Annotated in this window: 15 protein-coding genes; 6 read left to right on the top strand and 9 right to left on the bottom strand. The window is 61.5% G+C overall.

The features are described 5' to 3' along the window. Positions 1-11 precede the first annotated feature (11 nt). Positions 12-413: a hypothetical protein gene (locus tag ELH03_RS18490; protein WP_128403355.1), complete on the bottom strand. Its 402-nt coding sequence runs from the start codon at positions 411-413 to the stop codon at positions 12-14. Then, positions 413-1666 carry a sarcosine oxidase subunit beta family protein gene (locus tag ELH03_RS18495; protein WP_018243577.1) on the bottom strand — a complete coding sequence of 418 codons (1254 nt, stop codon included), beginning with the start codon at positions 1664-1666 and terminating at the stop codon, positions 413-415. Before ELH03_RS18495 ends, ELH03_RS18490 begins: the two co-directional genes overlap by 1 nt. Positions 1667-1919: 253 nt before the next feature. Between ELH03_RS18495 and ELH03_RS18500 the strand changes: the two genes are divergently transcribed. After that, on the top strand, positions 1920-2957 hold the full coding sequence (locus tag ELH03_RS18500) for a FecR family protein (RefSeq protein WP_130766573.1): 1038 nt from the start codon (positions 1920-1922) through the stop codon (positions 2955-2957). Positions 2958-2962: 5 nt separating this feature from the next. Here ELH03_RS18500 and ELH03_RS18505 read toward each other — a convergent pair whose 3' ends face one another. Continuing rightward, entirely contained in the window at positions 2963-5134 is a 2172-nt protein-coding gene (locus ELH03_RS18505; protein ID WP_130766574.1) for a CHASE2 domain-containing protein, read from the bottom strand. Between the two features lie 275 nt (positions 5135-5409). Here ELH03_RS18505 and ELH03_RS18510 point away from each other — a divergent pair, with 275 nt between their 5' ends. From ELH03_RS18510 to ELH03_RS18530, 5 genes are all read left to right on the top strand, one after another. Then, a complete protein-coding gene (locus tag ELH03_RS18510; RefSeq protein ID WP_128412448.1) occupies positions 5410-7011 on the top strand; it encodes an adenylate/guanylate cyclase domain-containing protein in 1602 nt (533 codons plus the stop codon). A 179-nt stretch (positions 7012-7190) separates the two neighbouring features. Further along, positions 7191-7403: a 30S ribosomal protein S21 gene (gene rpsU, locus ELH03_RS18515; RefSeq protein WP_003585885.1), complete on the top strand. Its 213-nt coding sequence runs from the start codon at positions 7191-7193 to the stop codon at positions 7401-7403. 134 nt (positions 7404-7537) lie between these two features. Next, positions 7538-8407 carry a tetratricopeptide repeat protein gene (locus tag ELH03_RS18520; RefSeq protein ID WP_128412449.1) on the top strand — a complete coding sequence of 290 codons (870 nt, stop codon included), beginning with the start codon at positions 7538-7540 and terminating at the stop codon, positions 8405-8407. Between the two features lie 448 nt (positions 8408-8855). Next, a complete protein-coding gene (locus tag ELH03_RS18525) occupies positions 8856-10511 on the top strand; it encodes a sensor histidine kinase (protein ID WP_128403349.1) in 1656 nt (551 codons plus the stop codon). 111 nt (positions 10512-10622) lie between these two features. Next, entirely contained in the window at positions 10623-11105 is a 483-nt protein-coding gene (locus ELH03_RS18530) for a DUF992 domain-containing protein (protein ID WP_128412450.1), read from the top strand. A gap of 86 nt (positions 11106-11191) precedes the next feature. On the opposite strand, the gene ELH03_RS18535 is transcribed toward ELH03_RS18530, so the two are convergent. The 6 genes from ELH03_RS18535 to ELH03_RS18560 form a co-directional block, all read right to left on the bottom strand. Next, entirely contained in the window at positions 11192-12586 is a 1395-nt protein-coding gene (locus ELH03_RS18535) for an NAD(P)(+) transhydrogenase (Re/Si-specific) subunit beta (protein WP_018446045.1), read from the bottom strand. A gap of 6 nt (positions 12587-12592) precedes the next feature. Next, entirely contained in the window at positions 12593-12991 is a 399-nt protein-coding gene (locus ELH03_RS18540; protein ID WP_003542949.1) for a proton-translocating transhydrogenase family protein, read from the bottom strand. Continuing rightward, positions 12991-14139, bottom strand: coding sequence for a Re/Si-specific NAD(P)(+) transhydrogenase subunit alpha (locus tag ELH03_RS18545; RefSeq protein ID WP_130766575.1), 1149 nt, complete (start codon positions 14137-14139; stop codon positions 12991-12993). The genes ELH03_RS18540 and ELH03_RS18545 overlap by 1 nt, the downstream gene beginning before the upstream one ends. A 155-nt stretch (positions 14140-14294) precedes the next feature. After that, positions 14295-14519, bottom strand: coding sequence for an aa3-type cytochrome c oxidase subunit IV (locus ELH03_RS18550; protein WP_018243586.1), 225 nt, complete (start codon positions 14517-14519; stop codon positions 14295-14297). Positions 14520-14763: 244 nt separating this feature from the next. After that, on the bottom strand, positions 14764-15516 hold the full coding sequence (locus ELH03_RS18555; protein ID WP_003542957.1) for an N-acyl amino acid synthase FeeM domain-containing protein: 753 nt from the start codon (positions 15514-15516) through the stop codon (positions 14764-14766). 141 nt (positions 15517-15657) lie between these two features. Next, the gene (locus tag ELH03_RS18560) at positions 15658-17961 is read right to left on the bottom strand and encodes a putative bifunctional diguanylate cyclase/phosphodiesterase (protein WP_130766576.1); all 2304 of its coding nucleotides are present in this window, start codon (positions 17959-17961) and stop codon (positions 15658-15660) included. Positions 17962-18123 lie beyond the last annotated feature (162 nt).

The raw sequence follows: 18123 nt of genomic DNA on the forward strand, positions 1-18123 counted from the left end.
TGTTACCCGTCTTAGAGTTCCGACCCGGAAACATTGGTTCCCGGAGGTTGATTGCAGAGACGCTTTCCCATCGTCACATAGGGAATGAGGCGCTTGAGAAGCTGTTCGAAATTGTCGTAGGGCTCCAGCACATCGGTCATGCCGATATTCGCAAAAGCCATCTTGGTGATATCGTTGTCGATCACGAAGGCACGTCCCGGCGCTCCGCCGACCTCAGGCACGAAATAAACGGCTGGTTTGCGCAGGATGAGCGCGCAAAGCAGCGTGCCGCTCTCGGCGACGAAGGGCCACTCGCTTTCGCCGGCAGCCCTGTGGATCTTCTGCAGGCGGAAATCCCCGACGCCGGGAAAGACGTCACTGGCCGGCATGGCCGCGCCGTCGATCCCGATTGCGAGGAGAGCCGCCGTCCACATCAGTGCGCCACCGCCGCCGCCGCCGCTTCGTCGATCAGCCGGCCGCTGCGGAAACGATCCAGCGTCAGCCCGGCATTGAATTTGTGCGGCTCATCGCGGGCAATCAGATGCGCGAAGAGATTGGCCGAGCCCGGCGTCGCCTTGAAGCCGCCGGTGCCCCAGCCGCAATTGACGTAAAGCCCGGGAACCGGCGTCTTCGACTGGATCGCCGAACGATCCGGCGTGTTGTCGACGATGCCGCCCCATTGCCGCATCATCTTGACGCGCCGGAACATCGGGAAGAGCTCGCAGATGGCGTCGAGCGTGTGCGTGATGATCTGCAGCCCGCCGGTCTGGGAATAGGAATTGTACTGGTCGGTGCCGGCGCCGATGACGAGCTCTCCCTTGTCGGACTGGGAGATATAGGCATGCACCGTGTTCGACATGACGACGCAGGGAAAGATCGGCTTCAGCGGTTCGGAGACCAGTGCCTGCAGCGGGCTCGATTGCAGCGGCACGCGCACGCCAGCCATCTGCATGACAGTGGTCGTATGGCCGGCCGCCGACACCGCCACCTTCCTGGCGCCGATGAAGCCACGCGAGGTCTCGACCCCGGTCACCCGTCCGTCCGGACCGCGCCGGATACCGGTCACTTCGCAATTCTGAATGATGTGCACGCCGCGGTCTGAAGCCGCCCGCGCATAACCCCAGGCAACCGCGTCGTGCCGCGCCGTGCCGCCGCGCCGCTGCAGTGCCGCCCCATTGATCGGGTAGCGCGCGCTGGCCGAGATATCGAGCGGCGGACAATAGGCCTTCGCCTGCTCCGGTGTCAGCCATTCATTGTCGATGCCGTAGAGCCGGTTGGCATGGATATGCCGCTTGAAGGACTGCTGGTCGTGAATATTGTGCGAGAGCATCATCACGCCGCGCGGCGAATACATCACATTGTAGTTGAGCTCCTGGGAAAGCCCCTCCCAGAGCTTCATCGAATGCTCGTAGATGTGCATGCTCTCTTCGTAGAGATAATTCGAGCGGATGATGGTGGTGTTGCGCCCGGTATTGCCGCCGCCGAGCCAGCCCTTCTCGATCACCGCGACATTGGTGATGCCGTGCTCCTTGGCGAGATAGTAGGCAGCACCCAGCCCGTGGCCGCCGGCACCGATGATGACGACGTCGTATTCGGCGCGTGGCTCAGGCGAAGTCCACTGCTTCTCCCAACCCTTGTGGCCACGAAGGGCCTCCCGTGCCACGGCAAAAACCGAATATTTCCGCATCCGCCTATTTCTCCTTCGGGCAAGGGGCTGTTTTCCGCGCTCATACAAATCGCAAATCCAAATGCGGCACAACGGTTCTTTTGCGACGCGCGAGAGCTTTGGTTTCGACACGCCGAAGAGAATGCCGCTTCAGGCGGCAGACGCAAGCCGCGGCATTTCCGCTAACCGTCGGCCGGCGACCTAACCCAAGAGGGTGAGAAGACAAGCAATTGCTAAAATGTTAACAATCACATGTTGTGGGGTATGTGTAATCATGTGGGGTTGGCGCTCAGTATCAGTCGCGACGCTTTGCATCGCGTTAAGCAGCGCATCGCCGGCACCCGCCGCCGAGCCGGTCGGCCAGGCTGTCGTCATAAAGACGGAAGTGACGGGACAGAGCGGCCCGATCGAGGTCGACACCAGCGTCCATCGCAACGAGCGCATCAAGACATCGCCATCCGGGCTTGGCCAGTTCCTGTTTCGTGACGGCACGAAACTTGCGGTCGGCTGGGGTTCGTCGGTCGTGATCGACAAATATGTCTTCGATGATTCCCAATCGGTCAAGAAACTGACCATCAGGGCGGCAAAGGGTACATTCCGCTGGGTCAGCGGCAGTTCCAATTCTTCGGCCTACCAGATCCTGACGCCGGCCGGCACGATCGGCGTACGCGGCACCGCTTTCGATTTCTACGTCGGCCCGGATGGCACGACCGCCGTCGTCCTGCTGAGCGGCGCAGCCCGTTTCTGCGGTCCGGGCGGCTGCCGGCAGTTGCAACAGCGCTGCGACTGCGTGGTAGCCAAGCCGAACGGTGATATGTCGGCAGCACGCCGGGTCGATCCCAGCATCCTCGAAACGCTCGGAAATCAGCGCGCCCTTCCCTTCCTCTCCGGCAATCAGCGGCTTGCGGGCGGCATCGGGATGCTCGGCGGCTGCAATATGGCCTCCGTCGCGCCGGAAAGAAAAGACAGAAAACGGCCCCCGCCTCCTCACGATCCGGCCCCGACACCCAGTCCGCCGAGACAAGATCCGCCGCAGCGGCAGGCCGAGCCGCAGAAGGAGCGGCCGGCCAAGCCTGACATGCCTGGCAAGCCTGACAAGCCGCATCACGACAAACCGGATAAACCCGACAAGCATGATGGCCGTGGCCGGCATGAACATCACGATCAGCACGATGATCACGACTATCACGATCAAGGGCATCATCGTGACCGCGATCACGAGAAAGATCGCGATGGTGATCACGATAAAGGCCGCGATCGTGATGGGGACCGGAACCACGACAGGGGCCGGAATTTCAATCGCAACCGCTGATGCCGTCAATCGGCGACGCTCTTCTCGAATCCATCAGGCACCTCGCGGAAGTGATCGCTTCTGCCGGATATCCGCTGGTAGAATTCCGCCAGCCCGCCGATCACCTGCCCCGCCCTGAGCTTTGCCGTGCCGATAAGCTTGCGCGTGTTTTTCGAATGCGCATGCAGCGCCTGCGTCAGTTGCTCGTGAACGACCGCAAGCGCGGCGAACTCCGTGGAGGCTGCGACGCGCTCGTCGCCGACAACGGCGAGAATCTGCGTTCGGCTACTCTTCCCCTTGAGCGGAATGGCGCCGGCCTCGATCAGCGCCATTCCCTGCACCGATCTCGCCGTGCTGTCTGATATGAGGATATCGAAGCCGACCTCCTTGCAGCACGACTCCAGGCGCGCCGCGACGTTGACGGCATCGCCGACCGCCGAATAGTTGAAGCGGGTCTTGGCGCCCATGTTGCCGACACAGGCGAGACCAGTATGGATGCCGATGCCGATGCCGACCTGCTGTCCAGGCCCGAAGCCGAAGGCGTCGCCGGCGTTCAGTTCGGCCAGCGTTTCACGCATGGCAAGCGCTGCGCGAACGGCCTTGATTTCATGATCCGCCACATCGACGGGGGCATTCCAGAACGCCATGATCGAATCGCCGATGAACTTGTCGAGCGTGCCTTCATTGGCCACCACATGGCGGCTCAGCGCATCGAGCAACGTATTCAGGAACGCGACCACGGCAGTCGGCGCCAGCCGCTCGCTGATCTCCGTGAAGCTTCTGACATCGACGAACATGACCGTCAGCTCGCGATCGTCTCCGCCGAGGCGCAACGCGTCGCGGGAATGCTCGATGCGATGGAGCAGCGACGGGGAAAGATAATGCCCGAAGGCGCGCCGCACCTCGCGCCGCTCCCGGTCGATCACCAGGATCCGGAACGAGGTCGAGGCGAAATGGGTGATCGATCCGCTGATGATCGGAGCCAGGGGATCGAGGAGAAGCCCCGCAAAAAGAAACGAGAGCCAGGACGCCACTACCGCCATGGCCGTGATCAGCAGGCCGCAGGCCAGCGCGACGGCGGGACTGACGAAGGTCGTCACCCCGACGAGCAGGCATCCGAGCACGGCGATCATCAGGATTTCCAACCCGTCCGCCCAGTCGGGCCGCGAGAGAAAGCGGCCGGAGAGGATCTGTTCGACGGCCTGCGCATGCAGCGAAACGCCGGGAACGTTCTCCCCAAGCGCGGTGACGCGGATGTCCTGCAAGCCGGCCGCCGATGTCCCGACGAAGACGATGCTGCCGTCGATGGCGGCGGCGACATCTGGAGAGGCCCCGTCGGCCGCAAGCACCTGCCGGGCGGATATATAACGCTCCGCCCGGTCGGGGGTGACATAGAGCCAGAGTTCGCCGGCCGCCGTCAGCGGCACGACGAAATCCCCGATCTTTACCGATGTCATGATGCCGGCGCGATCGGGCGCGCCTGATAGCACATAGGTCGATGCCCCCTGCGCGACACGCAGCGCCTCGATCGCGAGATTGGGATAGAGCTGCTCGCCGTCGGTCAGGAACAGTGGGACCGCCCGTACCACCGGCGAGGGATTGCCGGGATTGAGGCTGATGTGGCCGAGCCCCGCCGCATTGGCTTCCAATTGCGGCCGCAGCGGCGTCGAAGCACCGAGATAGGGCGGAGCCGTGACAGGGCTTTCGCCTGTAAAGGCAAAGCCCGCCTTGACAGGCGGCCGGTAATTGCCCTCGTTGGAAAGGCCGAAGCCGAGCACGACGGGTTTTTCGCCAATCGATTGAGCGAATATCTCGTCATTGTCGGGCAGTTTCTCGGCAAGCGAAGGGTCTACGCCAGCAACGTCGCGGACAACATTGCGCGGTGACAGCCGGTCCGGCTCGGCGAAAAGAATATCGAAGGCTATGGCCGAGGCGCCCATCTCCGAAAGCCGGTTCACCAGCAGAGCCATCCGGTCGCGCGGCCATGGCCATTGGCCGAATTCGTGCAACGAGGCCTCGTCGATGTCGATCACGCGGACCGGCATCGCCTCGAAGGTCCTGGGAACCAGCCGCTGATACTCATCGAAGGTCACGCCGCGGATCAACTTGAAGATCCCGGGATCACTTGCTCGAAGAATTGTAAGCGCAGTCACGATCGCCAGGCCGAGAACGACACCGATTTGCTGCGCGCGCGTCATGATCTCACCGGGTGTCCCCTCCCACGGCCGGCAGGGCGACCCGCACCTGCCGGCAGACAGGCTACGCCGCTTTCCATCCAAATGCCATTCGCACCTGCATTCCGGGGCACTCTCTTTTCGGCCACCTCCGCCGGGCGGCGGAGAAGTGCCATGAATACGGCCACGCCTCCAATTTTCATCCGGCTTTTGCATGGACGACAAGGCTTCGACCTTGCCCGGTGGGCAGCGAAATGTTCTTGTAACGATCGAAAATCGGATGCTTTTTCGAGAGAAGAATGAAGGTCGCCGTGATTTCCGAAACCGCCGCGCGTCGCAGCGGCTATTGGCTGATTGTCGTCGTGCTGGCAATGCTCGCAGGGCTGCCGCTCGCTGTCTGGCTTGATATCAGCGATCTCTCGGGAAATACCCTGCGCCGCCAGGCCCGCGACATGAGCTCGCTGATATCGAGCATCCGCTCCTATTATTCCACGAATGTCGTGGGGCGCGTTCTGGCCGCTCACGCCAGCGGCACGACTGAGGGCACGGTCGTCTCTCACAATTATGCGAATATTCCAGGCGCCATCCCGCTGCCGGCCACGCTTTCCCTGGAACTCGGCGACGTCATCAAGGAGCAGCAGGCCAATATCACCTACCGTTTCGTCTCCGACCTGCCGTTCAAAAGCCGCGCATCCCACGAGCTCGACGACTTCGAAAAGAATGCGCTCGCTGCCTTGCGCGCCAATCCGCAGCAGACGCTGAACGACCTCACCCGTGTCGGATTGACCGATACCTTGCGGTTCATCACCCCCGTCGTCATGGGCCAGGCCTGCGTTGCCTGCCACAATACCCATCCCGAAAGCCCGAAGACCGATTGGAAGGTGGGCGATGTGCGCGGCATTCAGGAAGTCATCATCCGGCAGCCCTATGCGAGCAACGTCTTCGCCTTCAAATACCTGCTCTGCTATTTTCTTTTCGTCGCCTTCATCGGCATCAGCTTCATTGTGCTCCAGCGGCAGCAGACGCGCACAATCCACAGCGCCAACCAGGATCTGGAGGCGGCGAACGAATTCCTCGCCAGCGTTTCCCTGAAGATCTCGCGCTATCTCTCGCCGCAGATCTACAAGAGCATCTTCTCCGGGCAGAAGGACGTCGTCGTCCATACCGAGCGCAAGCGCCTGACGATCTTCTTCTCCGACATCAAGGACTTCACAGCGACGACCGAGCGCCTGCAGCCGGAAGCCCTGACGGAGATGCTCAACGAATATCTGACCGAGATGTCGAACATTGCCCTGGAGCATGGCGGCACGGTGGACAAGTTCATCGGCGACGCGATGCTGGTCTTCTTCGGCGATCCCGAAACCAAGGGGCCGGAGGAGGACGCGAAAGCGTGTCTGCGCATGGCCGTCGACATGCAGCGCCGTCTCGGCGAACTCAAGGACAGATGGCGCAGAAACGGCACCGAAGAGCCTTTCGTCGTCCGCATGGGAATCAATAGCGGTTATTGCAATGTCGGCAATTTCGGCAGCAGCGACCGCATGGACTATACGATCATCGGGGCGGAGGCCAATCTCGCAGCCCGGCTGCAATCGATCGCCCAGGGAGGAGAGATCGTCATCAGCTACGAAACCTATGCGCTGGTGAACGAAATCGTCGACGCCCATCCCCTGCCGCCGATCACGATGAAGGGCATACAGCGCGAGATCGTGCCCTATGCGGTGGATGGGTTGACGCTCGGTGCGGACCATAAAAGCCGCGTTCTCAGCGAGCACCTCTCGGGCCTTGACCTGCATCTGGATATGAGCCGGCTGGAACCTGCCGACCGCCTACGGGTCAGGACCGCTCTCAAGGAGGCAATTGCCGCGCTGGATGAAACCGCGCCCGAACCGGCCGGATCATGACCAGATATCAGGCGAAGCGTGATTTTTCCGCTCGCCTCCCATATCCCGTCTAGACTTCCCGTACCCGATCTGCTATTTCGCATCACCAATCGCAAGGCCCCGGCCGCGCGAACGTTATTGTTTTGCCTCTGGCCGCTGCGCCGCCTCCGGCATCAACCAACCAAAGGAACGTGATTCTCGTGCAGGTACTTGTCCGCGATAACAATGTTGATCAGGCTCTCCGCGCTCTCAAGAAGAAGATGCAGCGCGAAGGCATTTTCCGCGAAATGAAGATGCGCGACTATTACGAGAAGCCGTCGCAGAAGCGTGCTCGCGAGAAGGCCGAGGCTGTTCGTCGCGTTCGCAAGCTGGCCCGTAAGCGCGCCCAGCGCGAAGGTCTGGTCGCACGCTGAGCGTTTCCGTCGTTTTTTCGACGTTTTCAGATGCATTGTGGCGGGGGCGATGGGTTCGCCGCCGCTTTTTTAGTTTGCCGCTGAAGATCGCATATCCGCGCACCGGATATGCCGCATGGGGAAAGCGAGCCCGAATGGCTGTCAACACCTTCAATCCGTCCCGCGCTTTGCGCTTGCAGAAAACGGCATTCCTGCCCGCTTTGGCGCTGGCGGCAATGTTCGGCCTCGCCGGCTGCGAGACGACCAATACCTCGGATGCCGTGATCCGCATCGATAAGGCGCAGGGTTCGGAAGAGAATATCGCTTCCTTGACGGCTGTTATCAACGCCAATCCGAGGGATCCGGAAGGTTACAACGTCCGTGGTTCCGCCTATGGCCGCGCCGGCCAGTTCCGCCCGGCGCTGAACGATTTCAACACGGCGCTGCAGATCAATCCGCGGTTTTTCCAGGCTTACGCCAACCGCGCTCTCGTCTATCGCAATATGGGCCAGCAGGCCCAGGCGATTGGCGACTACAATGCCGCCCTGCAGATCAATCCGAGCTACGACGTCGCCTATATCGGTCGCGGCAATGTCTACCGCATGGCCGGCCAGGACGATCAGGCTTTCAACGATTTCGACAAGGCGATCCAGCTCGGCACCACCGACGGCCGCGCCTATCACAATCGTGGCCTGATCTATCAGAAGCGCAATCAGCAGGATAAGGCTATCGACGATTTCTCGAAAGCGATCTCGCTCGCGCCGAATTCGCCCGAGCCCTATAATGGCCGCGGCATTTCCTATATTGCGTTGAACGACGATGACAACGCCTTTGCCGATTTCAACCATGCGATCGAGCTGAACGGCAACATCGCCGAATCCTGGGCCAACCAGGCTCTCGTCTACGAACGCCGCGGCGACAAGGCAAAGGCCGCCCGCTCCTATCGCCACGCGATCGGCCTCGACCCCAAATACCAGCCGGCTCGCGACGGCCTTGCCCGCGTCGGCGTCGCCCAAGCCGGCTAAGGACAAAATTGGGCGGCCCGGAGCATCGGGCCGCCCGCAACAGCCACTTGCCGGTCGCACCACCATCGGACGCCGGCAAAGGCACTGATGATTCAAACGAATCTTCCGGCTCTGGATATCATCGAGGTGATATCGTGCCACGCCAGGCGGTGGAAGCGACGTGGCGCAAAGGCCGCCGCACCGCCATTAGGACGAGACGCCGAAAAAGCGTCCGTCATCGTCCATGGCCTGTCATAGTATGTTGCAAGCTGCTCTTGCTCCCCCTAACATGGACCTGCTTCGATAGCCCGCTATCGAGCGGTCGATCACGTGTTGGGGGCGGTTTGCGAGAGATGTGGATCTTTGCTGTCCTGGCCGCAAGCGAAAACCGTTGCGGGCAACGCGCATTACAGCGCCGCGCGTCTTTTCAGACGCGCAAAGGACGCTGTAACACTTTGAATTGCGACAGATGAAGATCGTCGCGCTGTTCTTTCCGAAAGCCTCGATCGGAACCTACCTCGTCGCCATGGCGGTGGCGATCGCATTGCCGATCTTCGCCTTCGTGGCGCTGCTTCTGCTGCAGCTGGAGGACAACCAGCGTTCGACGCTGAAGCGCGAGACGGCCCAGGATGCGCTTGCCCTTTCACGCATCATCGACCGCCAGCTTCAGGACATGGCGACGACGCTGCGGCTGCTTTCGAGTTCGCCCGAGCTTGAAAACGGCAATCTCGCCTCCTTCCACGAGCGCACGGAAACGGCCCTCAGAGACAATACGCTTTTCGTCATTGCTGTCGACCGCACCGGCCAGCAACTGCTGAACACGCGCCGGGCGTTCGGCACGCCGCTCGGCAAGACGGCGAACATGACTGCCCTCGAAGCGGTCATGGCTTCCGGTCGCATCGAGGCATCAGAGGTCTTTCGCGGCCGGACCAGCGGCGAATGGGTCTATAACGTCACCCTGCCACGGAAGAATGATCCGGTCGCAGCCCTCATCATCACGCAGGACGCCAAGGATCTGGGCAAGCTCGTGACCACCGAAGGCCTTGCGCCCGGCTGGTCGGCCGCCGTCATCGATGAGAGCGGCCACGTCGTTGCAGCGACCGGCCCTGCCAATCTCGAACCCGGCACGCCCTTCGACCCACGCATTCTACCGGCGCTCACCGTGTCCCGTGGCGTCTTCCAAGACGAGACAATCCTGCCGCACATGCTCCTCGGTTATGCCCAGATTCCCGGGTGGTCGTGGAAGACGGTGATCTGGGGACCGATCGCCCAGGCGTCGATCCTCAGCACCTGGCGTTTCCTCATCATCGGCGGCGTGGCACTGGTGCTCGTCGCCGTGTTGGGCGCTTATGCCGTCGCAAGACAGGTGCGCACCACCATCCGCGATATTGCCGACATGGCAAACCGCATGGGCGAAGGCCATATCGTCTCGCCAGTCGAGACCAGCGTCATCGAAGCGAACCAGGTGGCGATTGCCCTTTCGAATGCCTCTTTCGATCGTAGCCAGACCGAGGACCGGCTGCGTTTCGTCATGCACGAGCTCGTCCACCGCACCAAGAATCTTCTGACGCTTGCCCAGGCAATGATGCGCCAGCTCGCCAAGCAGTCCGACAGCGTCGAGTCCTTCCGCGCCGCCGTCGCTGACCGCCTCGAGGGCCTGGTGCGTTCGATCGAGCTCCTGACCAGCGAACAATGGGGAGGCGTGTCGCTGCGGCGGGTCGTCGACATCCATCTGCAGGCCTTCCCGCAATCGCGCGAGCAGATCGACATCAGCGGCAAAGACTTCGTGCTGAAGCCGGATGCCGTGCAGAATCTCGGCCTCGCCTTGCATGAACTCGCCACCAATTCGGTGAAATACGGTGCGCTTTCCGTACCGCAAGGCCGTGTCCGCTTCGAATGGCGCGACCTCAAGGAGGAAGGCAAGCCGGATGCCCTGCTCCGCTTCACCTGGGAGGAGCAAGGCGGCCCGCCGGTCACCGAGCAGCCATCGCGCTCGGGCTTCGGCACGACCGTTATCAAAGCCCATGCCGCTTCCGCCTTTCGCGGCACGGTTGAGATCGATTTCCGGCGCGAAGGCCTGTTATGGGTGCTGACGGCGCAACGCGCCACGCTGGAGCGGGAATAGAGCGCCGCGTCTCTTCAGACGCGCTAAGGACGCTCTATCACCTTCAATCTGCGCCCGGAACAATCGCTACCTCCACCCGTTTCGGACAGGTCGTTCCAAAGGAGAAAGACCATGTTCAAGCAAACGATGATCGCAGCCGCGGCATTGACGGCCGCTGCCTGGGGTAGCCCGGCGGGCGCGGAAAACTATGTCACGCTTGGCCGTCTTGTCTGCGGATCGGATGGCGGCCAGGGTCTGATCGTCACCTCGCAGAAGAACCTCATCTGCACCTATACGCCGGCGGCCGGCGGCGCCAAGGCGGTCTATGCCGGCAAAATCGAGAAATTCGGCCTCGATATCGGCCAGACCGGCAAGAGCGTCATGATCTGGCAGGTGCTGGCAAAGACCGGCACGGATATTCCGCAATTCGCCCTTGCCGGCGAATATTACGGGATCGGCGCCGATGCGAGCATCGGTGCAGGCGCCGGCGCCAAGGTTATCGCCGGCGGCACCAACAAGGCCTTCATGCTGCAGCCGTTGAACGTCCAGGCTCAGGAAGGCCTGAACCTGGCGATCGGCGTCGAAAAGATGACACTCGTGCCGGGAGAGACCTGACGAAAGCGGCCGGCCAGCCAAGGCAGACAGAGTGGCCTCCCACATAAATCAAGCGGCCGCCCGAAGGGCGGCCGTATCTGCGTCGATCAGTGCGCGATCGCCTTGTTGATATCCTCGGTCATCTTCTTCGCGTCACCGAGCAGCATCATCGTGCCGTCCTTGTAGAACAGCGTATTGTCGATGCCGGCATAACCCGAGCCGAGCGAACGCTTGACGAAGAGGCAGGTCTTTGCCCGGTCGACGTCGAGGATCGGCATGCCGTAGATCGGCGAGGTCTTGTCGTCTCGCGCCGCCGGATTAGTGACGTCATTGGCGCCGATGACATAGGCGACGTCGGCCTGGGCGAATTCCGAGTTGATGTCCTCGAGCTCGAAAACCTCGTCATAGGGAACATTCGCTTCGGCGAGCAATACGTTCATGTGGCCGGGCATACGGCCTGCCACCGGGTGGATCGCATATTTCACCTCGACGCCGTTCTTCTTGAGATTGTCGGCGAGCTCGCGCAGCGCATGCTGGGCCTGGGCGACCGCCATGCCATATCCCGGCACGATGATAACCTTCGATGCGTTTGCCATCAGATAAGCCGCATCCTCGGCCGAGCCGAGCTTGACCGTCCTATCTGATGTGTCAGGTCCGCCGGACGCCGTCTCACCACCGAAACCACCTAGGATGACGGAGACGAAGGAACGGTTCATACCCTTGCACATGATGTAGGAGAGGATCGCGCCGGAGGAACCGACGAGCGCGCCCGTGATGATCAGCGCCAGATTGCCGAGCGTGAAGCCGATGCCGGCCGCGGCCCAGCCTGAATAAGAATTCAACATCGAGACGACGACCGGCATATCGGCCCCACCGATCGGCACGATCAGCAGAACGCCGAGCGCCAGCGACAGCGCCACGACGGCCCAGAAGTCGAAATGGCTTTCGGTGGCGGCAAGCCCGATGATGAAGAGCACGATCAGCACCAGCAGGCTCGCATTGATCACATGCCGGTAGGGCAGCAGGATCGGCTTGCCGGACATGCGTCCATCGAGCTTCAGGAAAGCGATGATCGAGCCGGTGAAAGTCAGCGCTCCGATCGCCACGCCGAGCGCCATCTCGATGCGCGCCTCGGTGTGGATGTGGCCGATCTCGCCGATGCCGAAGGAAGCAGGCGTGTAGAGCGCGGAGGCCGCGACCAGCACGGCAGCAAGGCCGACCAGCGAATGGAAACCGGCGACGAGCTGCGGCATCGAGGTCATGGGGATGGTGCGGGCGACATAGGCACCGACGCTGCCGCCGATGGCAAGGCCAAGGATGATCAGCACGAAGCCGCCGAAATTCGGGGTCGCCAGCACCAGCGTCGTCAGGATCGCGATCCCCATGCCGATCATGCCGTAGAGATTGCCCTTGCGGCTGGTGGCCGGATGCGACAGGCCGCGCAGCGCCAGGATGAAGAGCACGCCGGAGACGAGGTAGAGGAAGGCTGCGATATTAGTCATCAGTCCTCACCGGTCCTTCTTGCGGTACATCGAAAGCATCCGCTGGGTGACGAGGAAGCCGCCGAAGATGTTCACCGAGACGAGCACGAGAGCGACGAACCCGAAACCGGTCGCAAGCCCGCTGGTCGAGATGCCGACCGCCAGAAGCGCGCCGACGACGATGACGGAGGAGATCGCATTGGTGACGGCCATCAGCGGCGTATGCAGCGCCGGCGTCACCGACCACACGACGTAATAGCCGACGAAGATCGACAATACGAAGATGGCGAGCTGGAAGACGAAGGGATCGATCGCCCCGCCGGTCGCAGCACTTGCCGCTTCCGGTGCCTGGGCCGCCGCCGTGATGACGGCGGTCACCGCCTGGTCGAGCTGCTCCAGCGCTCTGTCCATTGCTTCACTGGCCATCAGATGTCTCCCTTCTTCGCGCCGCCGAAGGCGGGATGAACCACGTCGCCGGCATAGGTCAGCATCGTCGCCTTGACCAGCTCATCGTCGAGATTAACGACGACGCTCCGGGTTTCCTTGTTGACCATGGTCTCGAGGAAGGTCACGAGGTTCTTGGCATAGAGTGCCGATGCGCTGGCCGCAACCCGGCCCGGCATGTTGGCGAAACCGATCACCCTGACGCCTTCGACATCGGCGATCTCGCCGGGGACGACGCCCTCGATATTGCCCCCGCGCTCGACCGCAAGATCGACGGCGACCGCACCTGATTTCATCGAGGCGAGCATGGCGCGCGAAACGAGCCGCGGCGCCGCACGACCAGGGATCAGCGCGGTGGTGATGACGATATCCTGCTTGGCGATGTGCTCGGCAACCAGAGCCGCCTGTTTCGCCTGATAGTCGGCGGACATTTCCTTGGCATATCCGCCAGCCGTTTCCGCCGCCTTGAACTCGTCGTCCTCGACGGCGATGAACTTGGCGCCAAGCGAGGCGACCTGCTCCTTGGCGGCAGGGCGAACGTCGGTGGCCGAGACCGCCGCGCCGAGGCGGCGTGCGGTCGCGATCGCCTGAAGACCCGCGACACCGGCGCCCATGACGAAGACTTTGGCGGCCGGCACGGTGCCGGCCGCCGTCATCATCACCGGCATGGCGCGGTCATAAACCGCGGCGACCTCGATGACGGCCTGGTAACCGGCGAGATTGGCCTGGGACGAAAGCACATCCATAGACTGGGCGCGGGTAATGCGCGGCATCAGTTCCATCGCGAAAGTCGAAAGCCCTGCGCTTGCCAAAGCCGCGATCGCTTCGTCATTGCCGTAGGGATCCATGATGGCGATGATCACCGCGCCACTTTTATAGCCGGAGATTTCCGATCCGCTGGGCCGGCGCACCTTTAAGACCACGTCGGCGGAGGCTGCATCTGCAAAACTGCCGATCCTGGCACCCGCGGCCTCGAACTCCCCGTCCGGAATGCGCGAAGCTGCACCGGCACCGGCTTCGACGACGACGTCGAAGCCGAAACTCTTCATCTTCTTCACGGTCTCGGCGGAGGCGGCGACACGTGTCTCCTCGCCCGTGATTTCCCTTGCAACGAAAACGATATTGCCCAACTGCCCCCTCCTCCGGGTCAGCCAGACCGCCGCAGATTTCCCTGCGCGGGCCAAGCACCTAATTCACAAAGCTTCGGAGAAGCTCTCCTCCCCTCAGAGCGCCGTGCGTCCTTTCGGACGCACAAAGGACGCTCTGACCCTCTGAATCCACGCGGTCAGCGGAACAGGAAGATGCCGGCGGCGAGAAGAATGATGAAGACGAAGAGGCCGCCAAGAAGGCCGGCGCCGCCGAAGAAACCGGCGGTCATCGCAAGCAGGAGGACGATGAGAAGCATCGAGCCGTATTTCGCGCCGGCGATGAACATGTCGTAGGTCTTTTCATGTTCTTTGTAATCCATCGGCGCGCCGGTCTCGACCGGTCCGGTATGATGTTCGGCCATAAATATCGTCTCCCTGAAATGCCTCTGCGCTGCCTAATTCCCTCACCTGGGCGAGGGAAGTCCCTATGTGCAGGGATTACACAATGACAGGCGAAAGCGCAATGCATGAGAATGCCGCAGGCGCGTGTGGCAACCGCCATGTCAAAGGCCCGGAATATGATCTGAGGACGGTTGATATCGCCTGTGTCCGTCGTCCTCCTCATTTGCCCCGGCGAAGATCTCTCGCCGTCAGGGACAAGGCAAATTACAGCGGCAGGTCGGTGCCGAGTTCGCCTTGCGGCACGAAACGCGCCGTCGGAATGATGGTGAGCGGCGGCAAGGTGTCGTTGGGATTGCGCGAAAACATCATGCGCTGCTCGCTGGCGCTGGAGATGAAGAAGGGATAGCGCGTCAGCAGCTTTCGTCCGACCTCGATCACATTCGTCGCCATCAGCGTCATGTCGATCCCGTAATTCTTCGCCAGCCGGCCGGGCACGACCGTATCGGCATAGAAGACCCGCTTGTAGAAGGCCGCATGCGGCGGCCGAACGAACTGAAGAACGCGGTCGGCACGGAAATACGCCGCCGCCACGATGGTCGGCCTCAGTGTCAGATAGGGAACCCACGGCAGATCGGCGGTGAGTTCGGGATCGGCCGCAAAACGCGCCGGATCGATCAAGGTCAGCCCCGCATCCAGAAGTTCATCCATCGCCTCGGGAAAGGCGCCACCGGACTGACTGAGGCGATGTTCCGGTGTCACATAATGAACCCGGATCGTACTGACCAGTTCCCCATAATAATACAGACCGAAGATATAGGCGTGGCTGTCGAAATCGCTGTCGTCCAGCAGCCCTTTCGGGGCGAGCGCCAGCACGTCATGCGCCTTATAAGCCTTGTAGCGCAACCGTTCTACCTGCTCCATGTCTTCGCTGCTTTCGACGCGGCGATACTCGACATGATCCAAAACTTCCAAAATTTTTGTGCTGAAATCACTACGCTTGAACAGTGTCTCTGACATTTCTCGATCCGCTTGTTAACGGATCATTAATCATATGCCGGCGACATTTAGGCAAGGAAATCCGATAATTTCCATTGTTTTTAAATCGTTAAGGTTAACGCGGGGCGCGCTGTTCAGGGGGAAACCGTCCGCTCAGACCGCTCAGGCGACCTTGTTGCGGCGGCGTTGCACGACGCGGCGGCCGATGCCCTGCTGCAATAGCGTGATATTCTGGGAAGGTACCGGCGGCGAGAAAACGTAGCCCTGAACAAGATCGGCGCTGCGGTGCTTGTTGAGCAGTGCGAGCTGCTCCTCGGTTTCGACGCCTTCGATGACGATCTTCAGGCCCAGTTCGCGGGCGAGATGGACCGTGCCGCGCAGCAGCTTCAGGCGGCGGTTATCCTCGACGATGTTGCGCACGAAGGAACGATCGATCTTGACGATATCGAGCGGCAGCGTGTCGAGATAGCTGAGGCTGGAGAAGCCGGTACCGAAATCGTCGATAGCGATGGTGATGCCGCAGGCCCTGAGCTCGGCCAGGATGGCGCGCACGGCCGCCGGCTCGTCGATCAGGCAGCTTTCGGTGACTTCGAGATGCAGCCGCGCTGCGTCGAGGCCGGAATGGGCAAGTGCTTCGGCGACCACCGAAAGAATATCGGCATCGCGCAGATCCCGCGCCGACAGGTTGACCGAGACAGCGATATGTTCCGGCCAGTTCATGCATTCGCTGCACGCCTTGAACAGGACGAAGCGGGTGATGTCGGAGATGATGCCCATATCCTCGGCGAGCCGGATGAAGACGTCGGGCGGGATCGAGCCCTTCTCCGGATGAACCCAGCGCGCCAACGCCTCGGCGCATTCGATCCGCGAGCCGTCGGCCCGGAACATCGGCTGGAAGGCGAGATGCAGCGCCTGCGCCGAGACCGCCTCGCGCAGATCCGCCTTCAGCTTCTGCTGCTCGATATAGCGGCCATCCATCTCCCGCTCGAAGCCGGAAATACCGCCCTTGAAGCGCGACTTGCTTTCGAACAGCGCCAGATCCGCCTTGACGCTCCATTCATCCATCGCAAACGCGGCACTTTCGAGAATCGCGTAGCCGGCGCTGAGCGAAACGAGGAAGGTCAGCTCGTCGACCGCGTAATTGCCCTGGATTGCGGCATGCACGCGGCGGATCTCGACGTCGAGCGAAGCCGGCTCCTTGGCATGCGGGAAGAACAGGATGAACTGGTCTCCCATCAACCGGCCGAGGATGGCGTTGCCGGAGGCCTGCTTGATGCGGGCGGCGATGGCGCAGAGCAAGTGGTCGCCCGTAACGTGGCCGCGCATGTCGTTGACATGTTTGAATTCGTCGATATCGAGGACCATGAAGCCGAGCGGCCCGGACTTCCTTTGATGTTTGGCGAGATACTCCTGCACCAGCTGCCCGAAATATTCGCGGTTCGGCAGGCCGGTCAGCGCATCGAAGCGGACCATGTGCATGATCTTCTGCTCGGCCTTCACTCGGCTCGACACGTCCTCGAAGATCAGCACGGCGCCGCCGTCGGCCCTTCGGCTGGCGGAAAATTCGAGCGACAGGCTCTCGGGGAAATGAATGAGCGTGCGCGAGAGGTTGCCTTCGGCGACCTGGGTGAGCTGGCGCAGGATGAGCTCCGGCTGCGAGGCGTCCATGAAGCTGTAGCGCGCGCCGTAGCGTAGCACGGCGCCGAGATCGCGGTCCTTCAACCGATCCGGCGCACCGATTTTCAAAAGCTCGCAGGCCTTGCGATTGACGACTTGGATGCGGTTTTCGGCATCGACCATGACCAGGCCATGCGGCATGTTGTTGAGCGCCGTATCGAAGCGGTCGGCGATGATGGTGATTTCCCGGCGCGCGATGACATTCTCATAGAGGAACTCGCGCACGCCGTTCGCCATGGCCCGCGTCGTCAGCCAAAAGGGAATGAGGAAGATCGACAGCAGGCCACGATAAAAATCCAGCGCCAACAGGCTGCAGACGATCATCGGCAGACAGCAGGAGAAGGTCTGGAGGTCGACCGCCAGGCGCGAACCATAGTTGCGGCCGACAACGGAAACCATGGTCGCCATGGTGACGGCAATGCAGGCGAGCTCCGCAAAGGAATCGTGGACCACGAAGATGGCGTATCCGCTGGCGATGCCAAGCAGGGCGGTGGTGCAGGCCGCACCAGCCACCAGGATCCGCTCCCAACGCTCGATTCCGGCGTGCGACAGGCTCTCCTTGTCGACGCGGTCGAATTGCCGGAAGACGACCATGCGAACGCAGAAGACCAGGAGGAAGGCGACCGACAGCAGGATGTAGACGAAGGACTGCGTCTTGGCAGCAACGGCAAGGCAGGTCGCGACATGCACGATCACGCCAGCAAGCAGCGTCATGCGGTTCCCGGAAAGGGAACTCACAAACGACAAATACACATCTAAAGGGACCCTGTTCGGGTTATCTGGCTTCATCCACACTTTCCCTGTGCGCGGGAATTCTAAGCCCAACCTTTTAAAAATTGATTTCAATGGAATCAAACATTTGGTCAAATTTTCTAAAACCATAGGATGAACAGCACAGCCTACGCGCGCTAGTGCAGCCTGTTGGCGAGATTATTGAAATAATTTATCCAC

This window comes from Rhizobium beringeri (genome assembly GCF_004306515.1).
Taxonomy (GTDB): Bacteria; Pseudomonadota; Alphaproteobacteria; order Rhizobiales; family Rhizobiaceae; genus Rhizobium; species Rhizobium beringeri.

Bases quoted from the DNA above. Each gene is read 5' to 3' on its own strand.
- ELH03_RS18535 (WP_018446045.1), bottom strand. From the start codon at position 12,586: ATGACTAATATCGCAGCCTTCCTCTACCTCGTCTCCGGCGTGCTCTTC.
- ELH03_RS18530 (WP_128412450.1), top strand. From the start codon at position 10,623: ATGTTCAAGCAAACGATGATCGCAGCCGCGGCATTGACGGCCGCTGCC.
- ELH03_RS18525 (WP_128403349.1), top strand. From the start codon at position 8,856: ATGAAGATCGTCGCGCTGTTCTTTCCGAAAGCCTCGATCGGAACCTAC.
- ELH03_RS18560 (WP_130766576.1), bottom strand. From the start codon at position 17,961: ATGAAGCCAGATAACCCGAACAGGGTCCCTTTAGATGTGTATTTGTCG.
- ELH03_RS18505 (WP_130766574.1), bottom strand. From the start codon at position 5,134: ATGACGCGCGCGCAGCAAATCGGTGTCGTTCTCGGCCTGGCGATCGTG.
- ELH03_RS18520 (WP_128412449.1), top strand. From the start codon at position 7,538: ATGGCTGTCAACACCTTCAATCCGTCCCGCGCTTTGCGCTTGCAGAAA.
- ELH03_RS18550 (WP_018243586.1), bottom strand. From the start codon at position 14,519: ATGGCCGAACATCATACCGGACCGGTCGAGACCGGCGCGCCGATGGAT.
- ELH03_RS18490 (WP_128403355.1), bottom strand. From the start codon at position 413: ATGTGGACGGCGGCTCTCCTCGCAATCGGGATCGACGGCGCGGCCATG.
- ELH03_RS18540 (WP_003542949.1), bottom strand. From the start codon at position 12,991: ATGGCCAGTGAAGCAATGGACAGAGCGCTGGAGCAGCTCGACCAGGCG.
- ELH03_RS18495 (WP_018243577.1), bottom strand. From the start codon at position 1,666: ATGCGGAAATATTCGGTTTTTGCCGTGGCACGGGAGGCCCTTCGTGGC.
- ELH03_RS18510 (WP_128412448.1), top strand. From the start codon at position 5,410: ATGAAGGTCGCCGTGATTTCCGAAACCGCCGCGCGTCGCAGCGGCTAT.
- ELH03_RS18500 (WP_130766573.1), top strand. From the start codon at position 1,920: ATGTGGGGTTGGCGCTCAGTATCAGTCGCGACGCTTTGCATCGCGTTA.
- ELH03_RS18555 (WP_003542957.1), bottom strand. From the start codon at position 15,516: ATGTCAGAGACACTGTTCAAGCGTAGTGATTTCAGCACAAAAATTTTG.